Origin of the sequence: Pseudoalteromonas sp. MT33b (assembly GCF_014117385.1) — a bacterium.
Classification (GTDB): domain Bacteria; phylum Pseudomonadota; class Gammaproteobacteria; order Enterobacterales; family Alteromonadaceae; genus Pseudoalteromonas; species Pseudoalteromonas lipolytica.
In genome coordinates this window covers 3,458,917-3,480,950 of record NZ_CP059831.1, presented here as the reverse complement: position 1 = coordinate 3,480,950, position 22,034 = coordinate 3,458,917, and the positions used below count along the sequence as shown (strand labels likewise).

Annotated in this window: 20 protein-coding genes and 1 pseudogene; 10 read left to right on the top strand and 11 right to left on the bottom strand. The window is 41.9% G+C overall.

Annotation, left to right across the window (positions count from 1 at the left end):
• Window positions 1–123 precede the first annotated feature (123 nt).
• Window positions 124–831, top strand: a complete 708-nt coding sequence (locus tag H3302_RS15720; RefSeq protein ID WP_036973607.1) for a sulfite exporter TauE/SafE family protein — start codon at window positions 124–126, stop codon at window positions 829–831.
• Between the two features lie 27 nt (window positions 832–858).
• Window positions 859–1,743, top strand: coding sequence for an SMP-30/gluconolactonase/LRE family protein (locus tag H3302_RS15715; protein WP_227006793.1), 885 nt, complete (start codon window positions 859–861; stop codon window positions 1,741–1,743).
• Here the strand turns inward: H3302_RS15715 and H3302_RS15710 are convergent.
• The 3 genes from H3302_RS15710 to H3302_RS15700 all read right to left on the bottom strand — a co-directional run bounded on the left by H3302_RS15710 (window position 1,738) and on the right by H3302_RS15700 (window position 4,052).
• A complete protein-coding gene (locus H3302_RS15710; RefSeq protein WP_036973605.1) occupies window positions 1,738–2,625 on the bottom strand; it encodes a LysR family transcriptional regulator in 888 nt (295 codons plus the stop codon). The two genes, H3302_RS15715 and H3302_RS15710, sit on opposite strands and share 6 nt — an antisense overlap.
• Before the next feature lie 75 nt (window positions 2,626–2,700).
• Window positions 2,701–3,567 (bottom strand): pirin family protein, encoded by an 867-nt coding sequence (locus H3302_RS15705; RefSeq protein ID WP_036973604.1) that lies wholly within the window; start codon window positions 3,565–3,567, stop codon window positions 2,701–2,703.
• A gap of 59 nt (window positions 3,568–3,626) precedes the next feature.
• Window positions 3,627–4,052, bottom strand: a complete 426-nt coding sequence (locus tag H3302_RS15700) for a DoxX family protein (protein WP_036973603.1) — start codon at window positions 4,050–4,052, stop codon at window positions 3,627–3,629.
• Between the two features lie 164 nt (window positions 4,053–4,216).
• On the opposite strand from H3302_RS15700, the gene H3302_RS15695 reads away from it, so the two are divergent.
• Complete coding sequence (locus tag H3302_RS15695) at window positions 4,217–4,738, top strand: hypothetical protein (RefSeq protein ID WP_051501945.1); 522 nt, start codon at window positions 4,217–4,219, stop codon at window positions 4,736–4,738.
• 5 nt (window positions 4,739–4,743) lie between these two features.
• Here the strand turns inward: H3302_RS15695 and H3302_RS15690 are convergent, their stop codons facing one another.
• The 6 genes and pseudogenes from H3302_RS15690 to H3302_RS15665 form a co-directional block, all read right to left on the bottom strand.
• Window positions 4,744–5,586, bottom strand: a complete 843-nt coding sequence (locus H3302_RS15690) for a DUF4198 domain-containing protein (RefSeq protein ID WP_036973602.1) — start codon at window positions 5,584–5,586, stop codon at window positions 4,744–4,746.
• A 9-nt stretch (window positions 5,587–5,595) separates the two neighbouring features.
• Entirely contained in the window at window positions 5,596–6,096 is a 501-nt protein-coding gene (locus tag H3302_RS15685; protein WP_036973601.1) for a DUF2271 domain-containing protein, read from the bottom strand.
• The gene (locus tag H3302_RS15680; protein ID WP_065979485.1) at window positions 6,096–6,728 is read right to left on the bottom strand and encodes a PepSY-associated TM helix domain-containing protein; all 633 of its coding nucleotides are present in this window, start codon (window positions 6,726–6,728) and stop codon (window positions 6,096–6,098) included. Before H3302_RS15680 ends, H3302_RS15685 begins: the two co-directional genes overlap by 1 nt.
• 201 nt (window positions 6,729–6,929) lie before the next feature.
• Window positions 6,930–7,313: pseudogene (locus H3302_RS15675) on the bottom strand (YbaN family protein); the annotation flags it as partial.
• A gap of 224 nt (window positions 7,314–7,537) precedes the next feature.
• The gene (locus tag H3302_RS15670) at window positions 7,538–8,863 is read right to left on the bottom strand and encodes a porin (RefSeq protein ID WP_065979480.1); all 1,326 of its coding nucleotides are present in this window, start codon (window positions 8,861–8,863) and stop codon (window positions 7,538–7,540) included.
• 100 nt (window positions 8,864–8,963) lie between these two features.
• Window positions 8,964–9,449, bottom strand: a complete 486-nt coding sequence (locus H3302_RS15665; protein ID WP_036973598.1) for a MarR family winged helix-turn-helix transcriptional regulator — start codon at window positions 9,447–9,449, stop codon at window positions 8,964–8,966.
• Between the two features lie 328 nt (window positions 9,450–9,777).
• Between H3302_RS15665 and H3302_RS15660 the strand changes: the two genes are divergently transcribed.
• The 5 genes from H3302_RS15660 (at window position 9,778) to H3302_RS15640 (ending at window position 15,993) form a co-directional block, all read left to right on the top strand.
• A complete protein-coding gene (locus H3302_RS15660) occupies window positions 9,778–10,629 on the top strand; it encodes a D-hexose-6-phosphate mutarotase (protein ID WP_118844755.1) in 852 nt (283 codons plus the stop codon).
• 60 nt (window positions 10,630–10,689) lie between these two features.
• Window positions 10,690–11,223, top strand: coding sequence for a PH domain-containing protein (locus tag H3302_RS15655; RefSeq protein ID WP_036973596.1), 534 nt, complete (start codon window positions 10,690–10,692; stop codon window positions 11,221–11,223).
• Complete coding sequence (locus H3302_RS15650) at window positions 11,216–12,751, top strand: PH domain-containing protein (protein WP_182395857.1); 1,536 nt, start codon at window positions 11,216–11,218, stop codon at window positions 12,749–12,751. Before H3302_RS15655 ends, H3302_RS15650 begins: the two co-directional genes overlap by 8 nt.
• Window positions 12,752–12,830: 79 nt before the next feature.
• The gene (locus H3302_RS15645; protein WP_182395845.1) at window positions 12,831–13,073 is read left to right on the top strand and encodes a hypothetical protein; all 243 of its coding nucleotides are present in this window, start codon (window positions 12,831–12,833) and stop codon (window positions 13,071–13,073) included.
• A 97-nt stretch (window positions 13,074–13,170) separates the two neighbouring features.
• On the top strand, window positions 13,171–15,993 hold the full coding sequence (locus H3302_RS15640; RefSeq protein WP_182396424.1) for a hypothetical protein: 2,823 nt from the start codon (window positions 13,171–13,173) through the stop codon (window positions 15,991–15,993).
• A gap of 3 nt (window positions 15,994–15,996) precedes the next feature.
• Here the strand turns inward: H3302_RS15640 and H3302_RS15635 are convergent, their stop codons facing one another.
• A complete protein-coding gene (locus tag H3302_RS15635) occupies window positions 15,997–17,139 on the bottom strand; it encodes a lipopolysaccharide assembly protein LapB (RefSeq protein ID WP_227006795.1) in 1,143 nt (380 codons plus the stop codon).
• A gap of 267 nt (window positions 17,140–17,406) precedes the next feature.
• Between H3302_RS15635 and H3302_RS15630 the strand changes: the two genes are divergently transcribed.
• Complete coding sequence (locus tag H3302_RS15630; RefSeq protein ID WP_036973591.1) at window positions 17,407–18,021, top strand: membrane protein; 615 nt, start codon at window positions 17,407–17,409, stop codon at window positions 18,019–18,021.
• A gap of 55 nt (window positions 18,022–18,076) precedes the next feature.
• Here H3302_RS15630 and H3302_RS15625 read toward each other — a convergent pair whose 3' ends face one another.
• A complete protein-coding gene (locus tag H3302_RS15625) occupies window positions 18,077–20,587 on the bottom strand; it encodes a zinc-dependent metalloprotease (RefSeq protein WP_182395842.1) in 2,511 nt (836 codons plus the stop codon).
• Between the two features lie 264 nt (window positions 20,588–20,851).
• Between H3302_RS15625 and H3302_RS15620 the strand changes: the two genes are divergently transcribed.
• On the top strand, window positions 20,852–22,027 hold the full coding sequence (locus tag H3302_RS15620) for an efflux RND transporter periplasmic adaptor subunit (RefSeq protein ID WP_074989509.1): 1,176 nt from the start codon (window positions 20,852–20,854) through the stop codon (window positions 22,025–22,027).
• The last annotated feature ends 7 nt before the right edge of the window (window positions 22,028–22,034 follow it).

Sequence of the window (22,034 nt, the reverse complement as noted above, 5' to 3'; positions counted from 1 at the left end):
TATACATTGCAAAATGACTGACTTGCGATAAAATTTTTTCAATAAAACAAATGATACTATAATAATAAAATATGGGTTGGTATTGTTACCATCTCCCCTATTTTTCTAAGGTGGTAAGAAAGTTTGACCGACTTTGTACTCGTGTATGTAATTCTGATCATTGGTGCTTGCTTGCAAAGTGTTATTGGCTTTGGCCTTGGTATGCTGTGTGTGCCAGTTTTATATTGGTTAATGCCTGAACTGGTGCCTGGCCCTATGATTTTGAATGCACTCTTTTTAACTTCGGTGTTAATGATAAAGCACCGAGGGTCAATCGATATGAAACAGACGGGGATCTCAATAGTCGGTGGTGCAATGGGCGTAATATTCGCAGCGGCAGTGATGTGGTATGTGAATGCTAAGCAGTACCAGTTATTGCTCGGAGTGAGTATATTAGTCGTCGTCGCATTATCTATCATAGGTATGAAACCTAAAATATCGACCATAACGAGTTTATTAGCCTCTATGTCGTCGGGGTTTTTAGGAACCACCACCTCCGCTGGGGGCGCGCCGATGGGGCTGCTCTATCAAGCTGAGGATAAAGATAAAATAAAGGCCAACCTTAGTGCATTCTTTGTTTTCATTAACCTATTTGGCATTATTGTGCTGATGCTTACTGGCTCTGCTGATATGGGGGATGTAAAACTGTTTTTCTTTTGTCTGCCAGCAATCTTAATTGGCTGGGGACTGTCTTTTATAATTAATAACAACTTAAATGAAAGAGCAATTCGCAGCATCATACTGCTAGTCGCAGGCTTATCTGGCCTAGCACTTATTTTTATACACAGATAGAATGGTAAAAGTTCAGCTGTTTATTTAATGAAATTTATGCTCGATGCCACCCTAAAAATAATTATTTCTAGCCAATGCCAATTAGGCGAAGGTGCTTACTTTGCAAAAGCCCACAACTGCGTATTTTGGGTTGATATTTTGGGTCAGCGTTTATTTCGTTTGCACTGCCAAAGTATGCGGGTAAGTCAGTTTGCCATGCCAGAGCCCATTTGTTGGGTAATGGAAACGGAGCAAGGTGAGCTTGTTGCTGGGTTTGCGAAGGGCATCTATAAACTTAATAGCGAAGACTTTAGCCGCGAACTGCTTTACTCAATCGACAATGAGCCACAGCAAAACCGATTAAACGATGGTAAAACATCACGGCAAGGTTTTGGTTTTTTTGGCTCGATGGACTCTCAAGAACAAGCTCCGAGTGGAAAGTTATACCGCGTTGGTCATGGAAAGGCTCCTGAAGTCGTTGACCAACACTACACCATTAGTAATGGACCGGCGGTAAGTAAATGCGGGCAGTTTTTATACTCAACAGACTCTGAAAAACAAACTATCTATCGCTTCTCATTAAGTGCACAGGGCGAGCTTAGTAATAAGCATGCGTTTATCCGTTTTACCGATAGCATGGGTTACCCAGATGGCATGACGGTTGATAATGACGACCACTTATGGGTCGCAGCATGGAATGGTTATGGTGTTTATCGTTTTTCGCCACGCGGCGAGCAAGTGCAATTTTTACGTATTCCCGCACCACGTGTTACCAGTGTTGCATTTGTCGGAGAGGCACTTGAGCATGTGGCAATTACTACCGCAGCAGTCGGGTTGGATGAGTCGGTACTTGCTGATTACCCGCACAGCGGGGGCGTGTTTATTTTAAAGCCGGGTGTTAAAGGCATCGCTGAAACACCGCTTAAACTATAGATTTTCCATTACTTGGTAGCGTAATTCGCCAAGAAATGCCCGTGCTGCGGGACCCAGTTTGTCACCGTCTTTGAAGAGCAAATGTAACTTAGCACTGCGGCTACTGTTATGCGTTAAATTGAGCGCTTTCATTTGCCCTGCTGCGAGTTGTTTTTCAATCGCTATTTTTGGTAACCACGCAAAGCCTAGACCATTACTGATCATATCAATAGAGGTGCGTAAATGCGTTACCGTCCAACGTTGATCGGCACCTAGCCAGCCGCCATCTTGTTTGTGTTTATTCGCTGAGTCACGCACTACAATTTGTCGGTGTGATTTTAAATCTTCTAATGTTATTTCGCGGTCAATCGCATGCAAAGGGTGATCTGGATGCGCCACGGCAATAAATTCAATATTGCATAACTCTTCATGAAAGCCAGCCGCTATCGGAAAACCTGTAATGGCAATATCGACCTGATCATTTACAAGTAATTCATTGCCACCCATCAGCACAGATTCATGCAATTCGATACGCAGTTGTGGGTATTGCGAAGACGTGTCGTTAAGCACTTTATAAAGTAATTGCTGTGGAAAAATGGCATCAACTGCAATGCGCAGCTTGCTTTCGATACCTTCGCCGAGGGTTTGGCCAATCGCTTCGACTTTGGCAGCTTCATCGAGTAAATAATTGGCACGGCGTAGCATCATTTCACCGGCTTCTGTGAGCACCGTTTTACGCCCTTGAATAGTAAATAATTTTACATTGAGTGCCGATTCAATTTTGCCCACGGCATTATGAATACTCGACTGGCTTTTATGAATGCTTTGTGCGGCTTGATTAAAGCCACCAAACTCAACAACAGCACGAAACATGCGCCATTGCTCTAGGGTGATTCTTAGCATGGTATTCCTTTGCTAACGTGGTTACTTACTAATTAGTGCCTGTAAATGGATAGTACCTATAAATTGCAAAAAAGTTTACTTTTTAGCAAAGGGCAACTCAATATATTCAAGCTCATCACCGGGGATTTTAGCAAAGCGCTGTGCTTGCCAATCTTGTTTTGCTTGCTCGATACGCTCTTTGCTGTATGCAACAAAGTTCCAGTGTAAATAAGGAACTTTATTGAATTTACTGCCACCGAGTAAAATAAAGCGGCTATGCACATGGGTCGTAATTTCGTGTTCGCTGTCATCGAGTAGAACAAAATTGTCTTGAGTATAGCGAGTATCACCAATACTAACTTCACCATAAATTACATACACAGCGGTTTCATGATGAGGATGCGGTTTAGTAATATAACTGCCTTGCTCTGCTACTGTATCTAAATAAAACATAGGTGAGTAGCTTTTCACCGGGGAGCTCAAGCCATAGGCATCACCCACGATTAGTCGCATCAGCACTCCTTTTTCTATTTTTTCAGGCAGTTGCTGTTTTTTGATATGTTCAAATCGCGGTGCTATTTCGGTCATGCTCTCAGGCAAAGCAACCCAGCATTGCAGACCATTAATGTCGTGCTCGCTTGCACGCACTTCAAGGCTTTCTCTTTCTGAGTGCACTATACCGCGACCTGCGGTCATCCAGTTAACATCGCCAGGTTCTATTTGCAGGCTATTGCCTAGTGAATCGCGATGGTAAATACTGCCAGTAAACAAATAAGTGAGCGTTGAAAGGCCAATATGAGGATGAGGCCCCACATTTATGCCTTCACCGCGAGGAAAGTGATTCGGCCCCATGTGGTCAAAAAAGATAAATGGCCCAACCATTTTTTTGTCAAAATGCGGCAAGATGCGTTTTACATCGAGCCCACCAATATCGTGGCTGGTTGCTGTTAATAACTTTGCCATATTTGCGCTCCTTAAAAACAAACCCAGCCAACAACCTAGGTTATTGGCTGGGAGAAATGTTATGCCTGACTACGTTTTAACATTAGTTGATCTAGGCTGATTTTGCCTGCACCAACACTGGCTAATGCTAAAAAGCCACCTGCCATTGCAATGTTTTTGTAGAACATTAAAAATTGCATTTGATCATCAAGTTGAAAGTGGAATAACAAAGCACTGGCCAGGCTGAAACCAGCAAAAGCGACAGCGGTTAGTTGTGTTAAGAAGCCGAGTAAAATAAATAACCCGCCAACCATTTCAAAAGCAATGACAAATGGCAGTAAGAACTCTGGTAAACCAACGGATGCCATGTACTGTGCTGTTGCATCGAAAAACTCGATTTTACTAAAGCTGGTGAGTAAAAAGATGGCCGATAAACCAATACGTGCCAATAAAGTGCTAATATTTTGTAATTGTGGTTGAGCTGAGATTAAAGTAAAAAGTTTCATAGTAGGTATCCTGTTTAGTTAAGCTGTGTGTCTGCGATGAAGTAACTATAAATTCACTTTAAAAGAATTAAAAATAGTAAAATTAGCGCTTATTATTCTTTAAAAAAGAATCTTAAAGAAGATTCAATGTGAAGTTATTGTTATCAATAGGATTTTGTTTTTCTATGGCTGCAAGCAGCGTGGTGTTTGCTAATCAAAACTTACCCAATAGTCGTCATTATGAGTTATTAGTTTCAGATATAGCGGTGCAGCAAAGCTGGCAAGTTAAAGACATAATTAAAGGTTATGAGATGTGGGAATATCAAATAAACCTTAATAAAGGCAATACATTAAAGGTTGATTTTGCTCCTTCAAACTCTAGTAACTACTTTAATATTTTACCGAAAGGTAACCCAACCGCTTTGTATGTTGGCCCGGCAAAAGGTGATCATGCTGAGCTTAAAATTCCTGATGATGGCAATTATGTGATTTGGGTATTTTTGATGCGCAATGCCGCAGGCCGTGATGAGCATAGTAAATTTACAGAAGATATTAGCGTTATCAAAAGCCCATTAAATGGGATGCACCCAAGCTGGGATGTCGATGGAGATGGGCCAATGATTGCGAGAAAGACGGCAGCTGTGATCACACCGTTGACTACAGTCTTCCTCGAAAGTCGAATAAGGCCTCTTATAAGGCCTCATTAAGTGACTTATTCAGGCGCGACTTCAAGGGTGGTAAATAATGAGTAACGCACGTTATCGATATCTGCTTCTGTTGGTTTTTGATCAACAGATGCTTCAATCAGATACATATCAGCGTGTTCGAATGTCACGGTGAAGAAACCTTCACTATCGGTAGTAAGTTTTACTTCATCACGCGCATTACGGTAACGAGCACTGCCGCGTACAATCGCTAGCTCAACGTTAGCGGCAGGTTTTCCATCCATTAATAATTGGAATTTAGCCTCTTCACCTGCAAATAAATCGTTTGGATGCGTTGGGCCCGAAATCTCTAAGCCTTGGCCAAGTAATGTGGGTTTAGAAGTGCCGTTACGGCTTACAAAGGTATCAACGGTTGCGATTGACTTAATCGTGCGTACTTCGGTTGCACCAGCAGGAAGATCAGCGTCTTTTTTACCTGTAAATACACGACCACGGTTGCCGTCTTTATCTTTGTAGAATGTCATTAGCAGGGGCTTTTGCTGCATCGCAATATGGTACGTCCCATCTTGCGATAAGCTAACGGCCGCTGAGTTTTTACGTTTTAGGTAGTACGCGCGAATCTTCTCTTCTACAGGCTTACCGTTTGGCGCAAGGGCGATTAATAAGTTGTCATCATATTCTGCGCCTTGTTCATTTGGGCGGTAGGCTTTGTCTGGGCTAAACAACTCGTTTGAAATACTGGCATCAATCATCACATAATGTGTTTTTTCACCCGATAAAGAGGTGTGCGATGGCATTAACCAACGAGCGTGTGCCTGTGCGTAACTTGATGCAAGTGCGGTGAACGTAACGGCACCGATTAGGGCCGTTTTTAATAATTTTAATTTCATTGTTTATCCTTAATTGCTAGTAATAGTAACGAAGCTAGTCGCGAATTCTTTTTCGCCAGCGAGAGTGACTTTGCCATCTTTTGTTAAGTCGATTTCAACACGGCTGTAATCACGGCCACCTTCTTCACGTACAACTTCCACATTGAGTAAATATTTACCGGGTTTAACGGGGTTACCTTTTAAATCCTTACCGTGCCACTCAATGGTGTAAGTACCAGGACGTTTTGTGGCACCTGTTACGCCGTCGAAGTTATCGTTACTGCGACCTGCTTTACGCCACCACTGACGTAAGTCTTTAAACCACTCTGCTTTTTCAACCCAAAGTGCCACTGTGGTTACATGTTTACGTTCTGGGGTTTCAAGCCAAAGCGCAACATATGGACGGTGATAAGGGGATACATCAAGCTCAGGCAAAGTGAACTCAACGGTGAGGTTGGCGTCTTTGGCAAAGCTAAGTGGGCTGAATAAACAGCTGAACAGTAGAGCAAGTAGTAAGTGGGCTTGTTTCATTAAGATACTCCTTTAAGTTGAGGCACCCAAACTAGATAAATAACCAGAGGTGTGACGACACCAAACAGTGTTAGCCAAAGCCCTGAGGTACGCTTTTTACGGTTTTGAAATAAAATAAATAAGCCAGTTATAGCGAAGATGATCATTAATACTGCTGAGATATCAATTACCCAGCTCCATGCCTCGCCTGTATGACGGCCTTTGTGCAAATCACCAATAAGGCTCATAACCCCACCTGTTTGGTAGTCAAGATTGAGCTCTCCCGTTTGAAAGTCGATTTCGGCATAAGCAAACCCTGCAGGCAACGGGTAGTCGAGCATGACTAGTGCGTCTTGTTTTTCCCATTCAATGCTTTTTACATTCTGCAGAGAAAACTGATCTGCCATATAGCGTTCAATTTCAGGGTAAAGAGTGGGTAATGCATTAAGGTTCTGCTGTGCTTTTTCGAAGAGCTGTGCAGAAATGAGCACGTGGGTTTGACCATTATGTTTGTCATTTTCAAGCCAACTTACGTGATTGAGGATGATGCCGCTGATACAAAATAAGATCAGTAGAAAAAATAGCGCGGTTGATAAATAAATATGTAAGGCACGGCTAACGCTATAAAACATGCGTTTATTGAAAGAGAACATAATGTAAGGTACTTGTTATTGATGCTCACATGATAATAGTTCGTATTATTAATAACAAGTGCGTTTACGTTCTTTACATTCGAGCAGTTAATACTGAATAGCGAGGTACGCAATAATGGCGAGTTGTGAGGTAAACAGGCTAGCAAGTAGCATTAATTGCAGCCGAGTGGATATGTTAAGTTGGATCAGCGTCGGATGATTAGGCTTTGAGGGACGATTGATTAAATAGCCCAACACGCACACCTCGATAACAGCTACAAGATACATAACCCAAATCGGTGCTGCGCTTTGCAGTAAGAAGAAATAGCCCACGGCCATGCCAAGGCCAGCTAAAAACTTTGCTCTTAGCGGAACCACTTTATAGAGCTGCCAATATCGAAGTGATTCACCATACCGAGGATGATTTAATAGCCAAGCAGACAAAGCGGGAGAAGAGCGTGTAAAACAGCCCAAAGCAAGAATAAAGAAAATAGTTGTGGGCATCACAGGGAGTGCAATACCTATGATACCTAAGCCAACCATCAATAATCCAAGTAATTGATAGCAGCCATTTTTATAGGCGGTAAATACCGTTCTTACATTCATCAATATAATTGAGCCTGATAAAACTGAAAATGCGGTGATGCATATTTTGCAAAATCATACATTTATTCTGCGTTACTTTTAACTGTAGCTCAGCTAACGTTTTTTACCTAATGTTGCATGAAGAACGTTTAAGGGGTTAAAAAATTGCTGTGTTATTTAGAGGTAAACGAGGGATGGGGGCATAGAAAGTTTAAAAAAGCCCAGCAATAGCTGGGCTAATCGTTTTAAAAGTAGTAACCGATATTGATATTGAAGCGCGTTTCGGTCTCGTCGCTGTCGCCAGCTATTGAGCCACCAACAAACGGTTGGTTTTTCGCTTTTACAAGATCAAAGTAGGTAAATAAGCCACCTGCGGCGACCGACACACCCGTTACATTCATCCACGTGTCTGCACTGTTATCTGACTTATCGTAAATAATGCCGTAGTCATTATAAAATTGCAGGTTGGTTACTGGCCCCCACTCAACAGGTAAACTGTAAGCAATGTTGGCATTAGTCATGGTGGCTTCGGCGGCGATACTGTCATAAAAAGAGTAGGCACCGACAGCCATACGATTTACGTTATCAATGTCGTAATCGTATTCACCATGTTGCAGTTGGAAGTTCCACGGGCCAATGGTGCTGTTAAGGTGCACAGCCCAAGCCATGTAGTCGCCTGCTTTGTCTTCACCGTCGTGTAGGCCGCCTGATAACGCAGAAACACCTAACTCAGTGGTGCCACCATCATGCTCGAAGTGGTAACCATAACGTCCAGAGAATGTATTGTATTCACCTATCGCATTGGTGGGTTCTGCGTAAACGCCTTCGTCGGCATCACGAAAACCAACGACATCATACGAATAACGATCGCTGCGATTATCAACGTAACCGTCAACACCACCTAATTCATCATTTTTAAAAAAGCCAAGGTCAATTTGCCAGTTATCGGCTATTTTACGCTTAAATAACACACCTAAATCGTGGTCATCTTCTAAGCCAACGTAATAAGTGGTGCCAAAAAAGTAGTTATGAGAGTTATAAGGCCAGTTACCAAAGGGGACTTTGGTGATCCCTGCTTGCACTTGCCAATCTTCGGCAAAGTCATAGGCTGCATAGGCATATTTAACTGCAGTCATGTAATCGAAAAAACGAATTTCTGCATTTAATTGCACGTCACCAACATCGCCTGCAAAATTCAATCTGAAAATATCAAAATCGAAGTCGCCACCGCGGTTCTTATTGCCGTCATCATAAGATGTGTGACTAAAATTGGTACGTACAGCACCGCCAACTCGAATCCCAGATTCTTTCTTTTCGAGCTCTGAATCAACAGCAGCCGTTTGCTGCTCAAGCTGCTTTTGCTGTTTAGCAACTTGGGCATCAATTTGTTCTTGCTGCGCCGCTTGTTGTTTTGCTTGTTGCTCTGCTTTATCGAGCTGAGTTTGAAGTTGCTGCATCTGTTGCTTTAGTAATTGCAGCTGCTTTTGAAGGTCATCGATTTCTGATGCCTGACTAAGACTTGAAGTAGTGCCCAACGCTATCGCTAGGGCTAACTTTGAAAGTTTAAGCATGAATTATCGCTAATGTAAGAATGGGTACTATTTAGCATAGATGATATTCACACTGAACCCAAGGGTAGCCACATAAATTTAATATTAATCAACGGGTTTATTATTGAGACTCAATGGTTCGCGTAAGCGCACCTACTTCAAGTAAGGGGGAGGCATCAAGTTGGTCTGCATCCATCATGGCTGCAATACGTTGCATAGATGACAACAATAGACTTTGTTCCCACTCTTCAAGGGCTGAAAACTTTTCAATAAAGTGCTCTTGTAAAGGCTGTGGCGCTTTATTCAAAATTTCTTTGCCGCGCTCGGTAAGGTATAGACTGACACGGCGCTTATCTAGTTGACTGCGAACACGTGTAACTAGCTCACGGTTTTCAATGCGGTCTAAAATATTGGTGACAGTTGCGGGACTTAAATTAACGTTTTGTGCGATGCGGCTGGCCGTAATGCCATCGGTGTGCGCGACTTCGTTCATTATAAGTAATTGTGGGCCTGTTAATCCCGATGTTTTGTTGAGTTGTTTTGAATGAAGGTCGATAGCCCTGATAACTTTACGTAACGATACCAATAGCTCGTCATACTTTTGCATAGTTGTGTCTCTTTAAAAAGGCGGTATCTGGCGACCGCAATCGCGAAATATTACACATCTAATAAATTGAGTTCAAATAAATTACACCTATATAAGCCATAGATTAAAGCTAATAATGGCATGGTTTTGATTTGTATTTAGTTAGAGCAGAAATTAAATGCTCTATTTTGTCGTTTAGATAGGGTAATTGTTGTTAACACTGAAAATGCTAATATGGGGTGACTTAGCATTTGGTTGTAAAACATTTTCATCAAATAACTAAATATTATTTACTAATTGCCACCGCTTTGGGTAAGGTGGATTTTTCTTTCATTAAATGGGACGAATTATGAAGTTATCGCCATCAGTTACGATTGAACAAAGTGACACCGGACTTGAGTTTATTAAGGTTGCGAGTGAGTTGTGTGAAGCAACTATTTTTCTGCAAGGTGCGCAAATTACTGAGTTCACGCCTGCAGGCAAAAAGCCGTTGTTGTGGGTGTCTGAGTTAGAAGACTATCAAGAAGGGAAAGGTGTACGTGGCGGTATCCCTATTTGTTGGCCATGGTTTGGTGTAAGTCAGCATGAAGGTTGGCCTGCGCATGGTGTGGCTCGTACAGGTCTTTGGCGCGCTGAAGAAGTGAAAGAACAAGAAGATTCAATCTATATCAGCCTTTCGTTACCGATGACTCAGGTTGATGATAAATATTGGCCTCACAAAACTAAGCTACTTGCTGAATTTATTTTAACGTCGAGTCTTGAGTTACGCTTAACGACCACGAACATGGATAATGAAACCATTCACTTTACTCAAGCGCTACACACGTATTTCCCAACACCTGCGATTGAAGAAACCAAAGTTGATGGTTTGCAAGGGGCAAAATACATTGAGTTTGGCGAAGGCCCTTTTGAGCAGCATGACTTGGTTGCTTTTGCGCGCGAAACCGACATGGTGTACACCGAAGCAGAGGCTACACAGCGTATAATTACCCCAGACGGCATTATTGAAGTAGGTCGTGAAAACTCAACATCATGTGTGCTGTGGAATCCGTGGATTGAGAAGTCAAAACGCTTGTCGAACTTTGCCGACGATGAGTATCATGTGATGCTCTGCTTAGAAGCAGCAAATGTACTTGATGACAGTGTAGAGCTTGCGCCAGGTGCCAGCCATACGCTTGCAACGACACTTCGCTGGGTTTAATTTACCACGCTCAACGTTAGCACGTAAGGCCAGTGACACTGGCCTTTACAAGGAATAATCGTGTTTAGTAATCAACAAATCGACACTCTGCCTCGCCACCATACTATTAAATTTCAGCCACTTGCAGATAACGCTATTTGGCATGTACAAATTAATTGGCTGCTTTTTTATATTCCACTCATGACGGTCATTGTGGCTGTTCGGTATTTTAATCAACCGTTTGCTGATGCGGTATCTGCACCTTGGTTGCTACTGCTGCCCGTGCTCGTTGTGCTTTCAATGCTGTATAACCTTTACAGTGTTCGTGTAAAAGGGATTGCATTACGTGAGCATGATATTGCTTATAAGCGTGGTTTAATTTGGCAACAAGTGACTCTGTTACCTATTTCTCGAGTTCAACATACTGAGATACATCGAGGACCCATTGAGCGGAAACTTGGCTTAGCAACACTCAGACTCTACAGTGCTGGTGGCATGAGTGCGGATCTTCATATCAGTGGTTTAACAGATAAACAATGCAATGACATTAGGCAGTTTGTACAAAGCTATGGTTATGACAATCATGCAACAGTTGATGAGCTAGTCGATGAATAACAATGATTGGCAACGCGTGTCGCCGTGGGCACTTTTATATTTTATTGTGCATTTTGCTATTCGATTTGTTAAAGATGGCTTACTAAATTTACTGCCTATTTTAGTTATTTTTGTGACTCAGGTTGAGCAAAAATGGTTTTGGGGGCAAGTCGCAGCAAGCATCGCTATTGTCATGTTAGTTGTTTATGCATTTGCATATTATAGAAATTTTTCTTATCGCATCAGTAGCGAAAATGAAATCCTGTTAAACAAAGGGGTATTTAAGAAAGAGCGCTTAACACTGAAGTTTGCCAGAGTGCAAAATGTGAATATCGCTGAGCCCTTTTATTTCCAGCCCGTAAATTTGGTTAACTGTATTTTTGATGCTGCAGGCAGTAGCGCTCAAGAAGCCGTGATCCCAGGTGTAAAGCTCAGTTATGCCGAGCATGTACGTGAACAAGTGATGGCATTTAAAGCGCATTTGCAGCAAAGTGACACACCTGAAAAAGCGGAACATGCAGCACAACCATCAGCACAACACACACTCACGCTTAGTAACGCCGAAATAGCGAAGTTTGGTTTGATGTCGAATATGGCTATTTTAGCGTTAGCGGCGCTTGCCCCTTTTATGAATGCCATTTTTGATTACCTTGAAACTTCATTGATTGCGCGTCTAGAAGCCATGTTTAACGAGCAGGCTGCCTTTGTTGGCAGTGCGGCAGCATTGGCTGTGGTGACCGTTATTGTTGTTATCGTGCTGTGCGCTGTGTTGTTGTCGGTTACTATGGCTTTAATTAGGTTTTTTAATTTTCATTTATATTTTCAAGATAATAAGTTTAAACGTGTAGCGGGGCTCTTTGAGCGCCAGCAGTTATCAATAAGCTCAGAGAAAATACAAAGTGTACAAATTAAGCAAAATATCATTGCACGATTATTAAAGCGTTATACATTGATATGTCCACAAGTGAGCAGTGGTAATACAGCCCCAGGTGTTGCGGCGCATAAAAACAAACAAACACTGGTGATGCCCGTGTTAACCGCAGCGCATGTTCAGCAAGTGTGCCGTTGGTTGTTTCCGTGGTTTATTAATTTAAATGAGCTTAATTTTATTAAACCCGAACGGGCACTGCTGTATAAAAACACTGTGTTGTATGTATTTTTGCCGAGTGTGATTAGCGTTGTCGTTATTGATCAACTATTTGAAACGTTATCAATGCTTTGGGGTTTATTACCTGCGAGTATATTGATGGCTGCCGTATTTTTACGTTATCAAAAAACAGGCATGGCGCTGTATCAACATGAAGGCCGCTCATTTGCCGTGTTTAGAACGGGAATGATAGGGACTCAGTATCGTTTGTTTGAAATTTATAAAGCACAAAGTGCCACGACTATTAGTACATATTTAATGCGAAAATCAGGTTTAAAAAGCCTGTATATACAACTTGCATCGGGTTCTGTATCAATGCCGTATTTAAAATCAGTTGATGCAGAACAGTTAATTGATTTTGTGCTTTATGAAATAGAATCAGAGCCACGCAATTGGTTTTAAATGAAAATGATTATCAATACCGTTGATTCGGTTTCGTTTTTGGGTATACTGTCCAAAAGTGAGGGATGCAGGTATTCAGATGATTTATTTACTTCCAATTATCGCTATTTCAGGCTTAGTTGCTTTACTGTGGTACGCGCGCTTTAAAAATGAGTGTAAAGGCTTTTGTATTAGTTGCGCAATTACTTGTATCGCGTTATTGGTAACCAGTGCAATGATGCTCGTAGGCCTTGGTGCGCTCAGAAGCAGTATGATGTTTGCAGTAACTATTTTTATTATTTATCAACTTTTGGGGTTAGTAAAACCTATCAAAATCGATTAATTTCTTACATTTTTTAACTACACCCGCGCAAAAAAGCAACGCATACTAGTGTGAATATTTAAAATCAATATACCCAAGCTGGGGATCAAGGATTATGATGAAAAAAGCACTATTGAGCGTTGCGCTGCTTGTTGCAGGCGAGGCGTCTGGCCAAGAAATATGGCAAACAATTCACACTGAGCATTTTAATGTACACTTTAGCGTTGAAAACCAACAGTGGGCGCAATCGGCTGCCACAGAGCTTGAAATTGTGCGTGATAAAGTGCTTAAGCAACAGCATCGTGCTTTGGATGAAGTCGTTGATGTAGTCGTGTTTGACCCTCTGAATGCCGCAAATGGCTTTGCTCTACCTGTCTCTAATAAACCCTTGATGGCACTTTTTACCACGCCACCGCAATCCGATACGGTGATTTCTAATACCGATGGTTGGCAACAATTATTAATCTTGCACGAATATATTCACTTGGTGCATTTAGCTCAGCCGACTCGCAGTGATTTTCGTCAAGCAATTAAAAATAGCTGGGATCTGTATGACTTAGCAGAAAAAGACATGCCACGCTGGGCCGCAGAGGGTTACGCAACATTATTAGAATCAAAAATGACAGGCCGTGGTCGAGTGTTTGACAATTTGTCTGAAGCGATTTTAATTGAGTTTGCTCAGCAAGGTGCATTGCCAGGTTATAAGCAACTAAGCAATACAAAAGGCGGCTTTTTGGCGGGGTCGATGGCGTATTTGGTCGGTTCGCGTTTTTTGGCTTGGCTTGAAGAAAACTATTCAGAACAAACGCTTGATGCTGTTTGGACACGAATGCAGGCAGTAAAAGACCGTGATTTCGATGAGGCATTTACAGGTGTATTTGCTGATTCTCCAGCCAAGTTGTATCGCCGCTTTGTTGCTGAGTATACATACAAAGCAATGGCTAAAGAGGTAAGTGAACAACCACTTACAAGTAAGCTTTGGTTGGAGCTTGATCTCTACGCATCAAATCCAGCACTTAGTCCAGACAACTCTAAACTGGTTATTGTTGAGCGTAATAAAGAGGGTGATACACGTTTAGTTATTTACAGTACAGAGCAAAATACTCAGGCTGCAGAAGAATTTGCAACACAGCAAAATGCGCTTTTAAACGATGATCCTCTGGATATTGTCGATAAAGCTCCCGCAGTATTTAAGCGTGAGCAGAAGCATGTATTGCAGCAAATAAATAGACAAGGGATTAAAAATCCACAATGGCTGGATGAAAATACGCTGTTTTTTACAGCAACAACCACCGTGGGCAAAGGGTCTGTTCTTGGGATTTCTGATTTATACCGTTACGATATTACAACGGGTGAGGTCACAGCATTGACGCATCACGCGGGCTTGCGTCGTTTTAGCATTAGCGAAAATGGCGAAACTGTTTATGCAGAACAAAATCAGCATGGTTTCTCAGCGTTAGTGAAAGTAGACCTTACTCATGGTGACGTCACTCCCTTGTTTACAAAAAGCCTTGAAACTGTTTATGACTACCCCGTATTAAGCCCTGATAAGTCGCGGCTGGCCTATTTGAAAACCACATTGAATCAGAATTGGCAGTTGTATATACAAGATTTAAACACGACAAAATCATATCGTGTGCCTATGCCTGCAGGGTATCAATATGTATCGCAACCTAATTGGCAAGCTGATGGGAAAGGCCTTTATTTTGTGGCGGGTAAAAATGCAGCAGTTGATTTGTACCACTATGACTTTGATAAAAATGAACTTTATCAACTAAGCCAAGGCCAAGAAGTTATCGCTCATCCCATGGCGATGAATAATGGTGAGTTATTGTATTTATCAGTCACACCGGATGGCCCAAATATTAAGCACTTTACAGACTTAACTCAGCGCGAAAAAGTGACTGAACTTGCTGTAAACCCCACACCACCGCGTGGTGTGACCGAAAGCGAAGTACTCCCTAAAGCGGCTATTTATCAACAAGCGACAGGTCGACAAACTGACTATGATGTATTTCAGCAAAAGCCGACTTTATCGTTGGGTTCTCAGTATTACTCCGCATCATCGTCAATATTAACCTTGGGTGTTAAAAGCAGTGACTTTTTAAAACAGCTTGATTTGCAAGCAGGCTACAGTATTGATTTACAAGATAGCGCATTAGAGGGGGCGTTTGCCGCTGCCAAATATTCAGCCTTTGATTTACACTTTAAAGCTTTGTTATTCGATTATCAGTTAGATACAGATAAACAGTACCACGGACACCATGCTGAAAAAATTGAAAACACGGGTATACACTTGGCAACAAGTTATCCAATGCAGTTTCAACAATTAAGTATAATTCCTTCTGTGAGTTATAACTACAGCGACTTTGTTCACGGCGATGATCAATGGTTAAAGCTGGGGCTAAAACAAAAGTGGCAATATGATAGACAAACAGTGGGGTTTTCTCAGTCAGCAAAGATAGCTTTACTGAAAGGTGATAGCAAAACGCATAATTGGCAAGGTTACGACTTTGCTACTGAGTTTGGTGCGCATGCGTTTAATATTCCTGTTTATGTTAACTTTGCTCAGCATTATCGTGACAATAATACGCTTGCGTTAGGTGGTTTTGCTTCTAACTTAATTAACAACGAGACTCAAAGTGGTTTAGTAGTGGCACCCGAATTACCGTTTATTAGCCAGCTTGGTAACCGCTATAAAGGTTATGGCGGCGGGGTTAGTTATAAAGATTCGCTCCCATGGCTTTACTATCAACAGCATCAAGTAGATAACCGAGTATATGCACAAAGCTATGGACTAAAATGGCAAGGCGAGTTTAGCTTTGGCCTAGGGCCTGCCGGGCTGAATGATGTGAATATTGATTTGGGCGTCGCCCGTGTTGAAGGCGACGACTTTGAAAACGATTTACGTGCTTGGCTTAGTATTTACTATTCTTTATAACGGTTACTGCTTGGTATTTAAGGCGAATAGTTTGGCGTGATAGAGCGCCCGCTTTTCGTCTTCCCTTTCAAGCTCAATGGCTTTTTCGAGCCACTCTTTGCTCGATTGCTCATTGCCTTGTTGGTAGTTAATAATAGCCAACTCTAGATAGGGTTCAGACAAATAAGGTGCTAAGGCTATGGCGTCTTCGAGCTGCTTTCGGGCTTTAAAATACTGACCATTGTTGCGTGCATTTATTGCCGTTGCTAATAATTCGAACGGATCTTGCTTTGCTAGAGCAAGCTGTGAGTTGAGTTTAGTTAGAAGTACTTGGTCGTCGAGCTGTTCGGCCAGCACAGCGTAGTTATGAAGTAAATTGGTGTTTTCAATGTTGTGCTGTAATGCGGTTTGATAAATATGTTTTGCTCCCACTAAGTCACCAGCTTGACGGTGTAATACCGCTGCAAGATTATACAGTGCAGGATCGTAAGGGGTGTAATCGCCAGCTTTAAGAATATAGCTGTAACTTAAATTAAATTGTTTAGCGACTAAAGCCTCGGCTGCTAAATTACTGTAGTAGCGACTTATTAAATCGTTTAAATGGGCTTTGCCGGTATAAAAACTGCCGCGGCTCGGAAAATAATCAATAATACTTCCCGGTGTGATTAAGTAAGTCACCTCATCATCAAGTGGGGCATAGACTTTGGTCCTAAAATGACCCGATACATACACAATATTACTTTCTTTGCTGTATACCGGTTCACTCGACACTGATTGAAACCCTGTTTTTAGCCCAGCTAACTGAGCATACGCCTGAGTTAAAATAGCAAGGCTAATACAATTACCTTTCTGTTTTTGAATTGTCTCAGAGGCAGTGAGTGTTTCACTGTAATAGTTAAAATTAGTGAGTTTATTTTCTAAATAGTGATAGAGAATTTGATCATCTCTGAGATAGCCACCTTGTCTTTGTGTAAAGTAATCAAGGAATTGTTGTTGCTCGTCGATGGGCAGAGCAAATAGCTCAGTGTCTTTTAAAGTAACAGGCTGAAAAAGTGTGCTATTAAGGAGGTCTGCAACACGAGGTGGCATAACAGGTTGGTTACTTTTACTGGCACATCCGAGCAGTAACATACTGATAAGTAAGATGCAGAAGAGTTGCTTCATCATCTACCTCTAAGCTTGTTTTTTATTCAATGTACCTATGTTATTCGTTGTATTCAAGTTATGAATGCTGTCTCTAAGCTGTAAACACACTGTACGGAAATCTTGCCAAGTCCTCGCTGGCTATTTTTTCATCTTCATTGCATTTTATGAGCATCTCATTAGAATGCCGCGCTCTTTTAAATGGCTTAAAAAACAATGATTTACTTGTTGTGTATGGGCTGTTTATAAACTGCTAACGTATTAACTAAATTGTAACGAGAGAGGTCTGTTTTGGCGCACTATTTGCCGATTATTTCATGCTTTATTTTGGCGTTTAGCTTTTATCCGCTATTAAATAAAATTCGTAAAAATCGCAGTGTGTCGGGCGTGTCGTTGCTAATGATGAGCTTTGGGGTGGCACAAAGTCTTTATTTCATTACCTACAATGTGTACTTTCAGCGCATTTACATGGTCTTACCGTTTATCGTGACGGGTGTGTTAAGTGGTTTAATTCTTTATTACTTCGTGCGTTACAATGCAGCGCGCCAGCAACGGTTGCAATTAGCTGGGCTATTAATTGTGTCGGTGACGCCTTTTTTGTTATTGCTTAGCCCGTCACTGGACACTGCCACAGTCCTTAATTGGCTGACATATGTTGGCTTAGCGATGAGTTCTATCCGTGTTATGCCGCAAACCTACAAAACAATTAAAAGCGGTGATATTAGTAACTTAAGTGCACGTTATTTTAGTTTACAGTTTGTAGCGGGGGCCTGTGGTTTAGGCGCAGAACTGGCGATGGCTTCACCGAGTGTGTCACATGTTCTAACTTTTGTGATGATATTGCTAACTAATGCCGCCCAACTTGGTTGTATTCAATATTACAAGTCACGTCCAGCGATGGCATGATTATAACGTTGAAATAATAAAAGGCTGCCCGTTGGCAGCCTTTTGTGCTTATTTATTAAGCTTCGAGCGCTTTGCTAATTAAGCGATCGATATACTGCTTATGTGCTTTAGCAGCAGTGTCGGCACCCCATGGCGTACTGATATCAGCAATTTTGTTTAGCTGATAAAGCGCAGCAGCTTTGGCTAGGTTGTCGTGCTTGCTCGCTTTACCTAAGCCTGCAATCGCAATCAGCTGGTTCACATACTCAATTTGTAAGTTATGACTTAATGAGTTCGCTTTTTTACTATCGACAAAAATGCTGGCTGTTAGGTCATCCATGAATTGGCTTAGTGAATACTCATTACCGTACATTGCGCTGTCTGAAATACGCAGCATGACTGCAGGGTGTAACAATTGCGCAAGCACAAGCTTTTGCATGCCTAAAATCATGTTATGTGGTTTTGGATCTTCGTTCTTACCGTAATGATTAAAACCACGACGTTGCTGTTGTAAGTAGTTATATAGCGGTTGCATGCTGACTAACACATCAGGTGCAAACACATTTTTGGCCAGAATTTGCATAGCCTGTTGCTGGCGCTCTAATGGCACTGGCGTAAACGGTGCGCCATTTTTATCATCACCCACGACGTTGCGCTCAACATACACCCCACCAATTTGACGAGATACTACGCCAGCCTGTGTTCTGTAACTACCGAATAGGATGTTGGCAGAAGTAACTAGTTGCTGATATGACTCACCTTCAACCGTGGCTTTGTCTTTTAGTTCAGTAAATAGTTTATTGATTAAGGCCATACGGTCTGCGGCGTAGGCCGCTGGGTTTGATGACATATCACCAATCATGATACGTGGATCAATGTGACGTCCTGGCGCTCGCATATCATCAGCGTCGTTACCAAATGCAAGCGCATGCTCAGATGAGCGAGCAAGAATTTTTTCTAAACGTTGTTGCTCGGCATCGGCGTCTGCCAAAGCTTGACTGTAACCATATTCAATAGCCCAGTCGTCATAAGGACCTGGTTTCGTTTGGAAAATGTCGCCTTGTTGCATGCCAATTGGAGCGATATTTGCCGGCGCATAGTCCATAACAGAGCCTGTAACAATCCCTTGCGTTTTACGCTTGTCGTGTACGTCTTTTTCGTTCCACAAAATAGAAGATTTCATATTGTGGTTTAAGCCTAAGGTATGACCGACCTCATGCAAGACAAGTTGCGTTAAACCTTGGCGTAAAATTTCTTTGTCTTCGATGTTTGCACCAGTACCTAGGCCTTTTGCAAGTAACATGTTTTCTTGAATACTGTGGCCCAAAGAGCAGTGTAGTTCTGAGTCATTCATATGTTCAGTGAGTGTCGCCGCACCTTGTGTATATAGGGTGTCGTACATCCAACGGTTTTTCATGAAGACATACTCAAGCATGATGTCTGAACCTAAGATCTCACCCGTTAATGGATTAGCAAGTGCAGGACCATAGCCACCAAATGGTGGACGTGGAGATGCGGTCCAACGTAATACGTTGTAATTTATGTCGCCTGCATCCCAGTCTGCATCGTCTGGTTGTATTTTTACTTCAATCGCATTTTTGAAACCTGCTTTTTCAAACGAGATGTTCCATGCCAGTACCGCATCGCGGATGGTATCGCGCCACTCAACCGGTGTGGTATTTTCAATCCACCACGTAATTGGTTTTACAGGTTCAGATAAGGCTGCGGATGGATCTTTCTTTTGTAAATCCCAGCGTTTGATCACGTCTTCATAAGGGGCCCAGTCGGCAGAGGTCATATTATCGAACTGGTTAGTAAAATAACCAATTCGCGCATCATCTTGACGAGGTTGGTAGTCATTTTCAGGTAAAGCAACAAATGAGTGCTGTACTTTTATTGATACGTTACGAGGGTCGCTTATAGCGGCAGAGCCACGCACACTTGGGTTGGCGTTGCTGAATACATAATCAACAATAACATCTAGGTTATTTGCGTAAGGGCGCTGGTTAACAATACGCGATTTTTTGTCATCTAGTTTACCTAGCTTGAAGCGTTTTTTAGCGTTTTTATCGTCAGGGTTAACCCATGGAGACACTTTATGCAGTGCTTCGCTTAAAAATAGCTTATCAACGTCAAAGGCTATTTTGCCGTCTTCTTCTTTGTCTATTTTGATACTTGCGAGAACGGCTTCACTGATATTGGCATCTGCAGAGCGGGCAAGCGCTGAATTCTCGTCAAACTTATAGCGTGGTGTTTTGCTTACAATATCAAGACGATCAAAATGCTTTCTAAACTCTATGAGTTTGGTCTCTCGGTATGAGCCTCGAAAGTGGCCTGCATCTGTCACGCCATCAACGGTATGTGCAAAATACACAAACGGGGTATTAAGCTGTGACTCATTGATGACCATTAAGTTTTTACCCGTTTTGGCATCTTGGTAAAGTGTAAAAATACCGATAAATTCGGTTTTATCTTTGATCATCTCAGCCAGTGTTTCTGGCTTTTTTTCTTCTTTTTTTGCTGCAATGGCATGACCATTGACTGTCAATGCTAGGCTTAACGCTAGCGCAATATTTGTTATTTTCACTGTTAGAATGTCCTTAAACTATGTCATAGAGCAGTTTAATGAAATAACGTCTTGATAAAAGGTGATATGTTAACAAATGTGAAATTGTGTTTTTAACCAGCTGAAATTAAAATGATTTTCTTTGTAACAAATTGTTTTATACGTCACTTTAATCTGAACGGCATCATTCTATGTCTGTTTGTAACAGTTACTTACAAATGTCACATTAATGTTTCTGTCAGCTTTGGTATGATAGGACCAGTTAAAATATTAAAGGTGTAAGTTATGCGCACGAATTTATTAAAATGGACGTTACCTCTTATCGCTTTATTCATTGGTATTGCAGGTTTTATGGGGATCAATGCGATTGCCCAAGAGCCACAAGATAAGGATGAAGTTGATGTGCGTCCTCTCGTGAAAGTTGAAGCTGTTTCTAGTGATGATCACCAAGTGATTATTAACAGTTACGGTGAAGTGAAACCACTTGAAAGTACCCTGATTGCATCGCAAGTTGCAGGTGAAGTGACCAGTTGGCATCCAAATTTTGTTGCGGGCGGAATCGTCGCGCGTGGTGAAGTGTTATTTACTATTGAAAAAGATAACTACGAAGCTGCTGTATTACAAGCAGAGGCTTCGCTTGCAAGTGCGCAAGCGGCATTGATTGAAGAGCAAGCACAAGCAAAGGTTGCACAGGATGAAGCAAAACGTTACCCAGAGCGTGAACGCACAGACTTATTCCTTCGTAAACCGCAAGTATTAAGTGCCCAAGCGGCTGTAAAATCAGCACAAGCTGCATTGAAACGCGCTGAGCGTGACCTTGCTCGCTGTGAAGTGAGAGCACCTTACGATGCATTGGTCATTAACCGTGAGATTGGTGTAGGTCAATACATTAACGTGGGAAGCCAAGTTGCTGAACTTAATAACATTGAAAGTGCCGAAATCATTGTTCCTATTGCTGGTTTTGATAGTGTGTTTTTACCGAAACGCCTTAAAGGTGTTAAGGCGACGATTATTAATAAAGGTTTAAACAGCTTTACACGTGAAGCGGTGATAGACCGCGATCTAGGGGTTGTTGATAATGCGACGCGTATGAGTAATTTGGTGATACGAGTGAACGATCCATATGGTCTCAAGCATGACGTACAGCCGATTAAGTTTGGTGCTTATGTGCAAGTTAGCTTTGCGGGTGAAACACTGCAAAATATTTACCGTTTACCGCAATCACTTGTTAATAATCAAACGGTTTGGGTTGTAAATGACGAGCAAAAACTTGAGCCTCGTAAAGTCACGGTAGTGCGTGAAGAAGGTGAGTTTTTCTATATCAGTGACGGCTTACAAGTTAATGATCAATTGGTGCTTACATTACCGGAATACCCGCAAGCGGGTATGGAAGTGAAAATTGCAGGCATGAAAGAAATGACGAGCGATGCAGAGAATACTGCAGCGGTTGAAAAGCTTTAAGGTGGCG

Bases quoted from the DNA above. Each gene is read 5' to 3' on its own strand.
- H3302_RS15685 (WP_036973601.1), bottom strand. From the start codon at position 6,096: ATGAAACAAGCCCACTTACTACTTGCTCTACTGTTCAGCTGTTTATTC.
- H3302_RS15705 (WP_036973604.1), bottom strand. From the start codon at position 3,567: ATGGCAAAGTTATTAACAGCAACCAGCCACGATATTGGTGGGCTCGAT.
- H3302_RS15640 (WP_182396424.1), top strand. From the start codon at position 13,171: ATGAAAAAAGCACTATTGAGCGTTGCGCTGCTTGTTGCAGGCGAGGCG.
- H3302_RS15665 (WP_036973598.1), bottom strand. From the start codon at position 9,449: ATGCAAAAGTATGACGAGCTATTGGTATCGTTACGTAAAGTTATCAGG.
- H3302_RS15700 (WP_036973603.1), bottom strand. From the start codon at position 4,052: ATGAAACTTTTTACTTTAATCTCAGCTCAACCACAATTACAAAATATT.
- H3302_RS15715 (WP_227006793.1), top strand. From the start codon at position 859: ATGAAATTTATGCTCGATGCCACCCTAAAAATAATTATTTCTAGCCAA.
- H3302_RS15650 (WP_182395857.1), top strand. From the start codon at position 11,216: ATGAATAACAATGATTGGCAACGCGTGTCGCCGTGGGCACTTTTATAT.
- H3302_RS15710 (WP_036973605.1), bottom strand. From the start codon at position 2,625: ATGCTAAGAATCACCCTAGAGCAATGGCGCATGTTTCGTGCTGTTGTT.
- H3302_RS15660 (WP_118844755.1), top strand. From the start codon at position 9,778: ATGAAGTTATCGCCATCAGTTACGATTGAACAAAGTGACACCGGACTT.
- H3302_RS15645 (WP_182395845.1), top strand. From the start codon at position 12,831: ATGATTTATTTACTTCCAATTATCGCTATTTCAGGCTTAGTTGCTTTA.
- H3302_RS15690 (WP_036973602.1), bottom strand. From the start codon at position 5,586: ATGAAATTAAAATTATTAAAAACGGCCCTAATCGGTGCCGTTACGTTC.
- H3302_RS15620 (WP_074989509.1), top strand. From the start codon at position 20,852: ATGCGCACGAATTTATTAAAATGGACGTTACCTCTTATCGCTTTATTC.
- H3302_RS15635 (WP_227006795.1), bottom strand. From the start codon at position 17,139: ATGATGAAGCAACTCTTCTGCATCTTACTTATCAGTATGTTACTGCTC.
- H3302_RS15670 (WP_065979480.1), bottom strand. From the start codon at position 8,863: ATGCTTAAACTTTCAAAGTTAGCCCTAGCGATAGCGTTGGGCACTACT.
- H3302_RS15695 (WP_051501945.1), top strand. From the start codon at position 4,217: ATGGCTGCAAGCAGCGTGGTGTTTGCTAATCAAAACTTACCCAATAGT.
- H3302_RS15680 (WP_065979485.1), bottom strand. From the start codon at position 6,728: ATGTTCTCTTTCAATAAACGCATGTTTTATAGCGTTAGCCGTGCCTTA.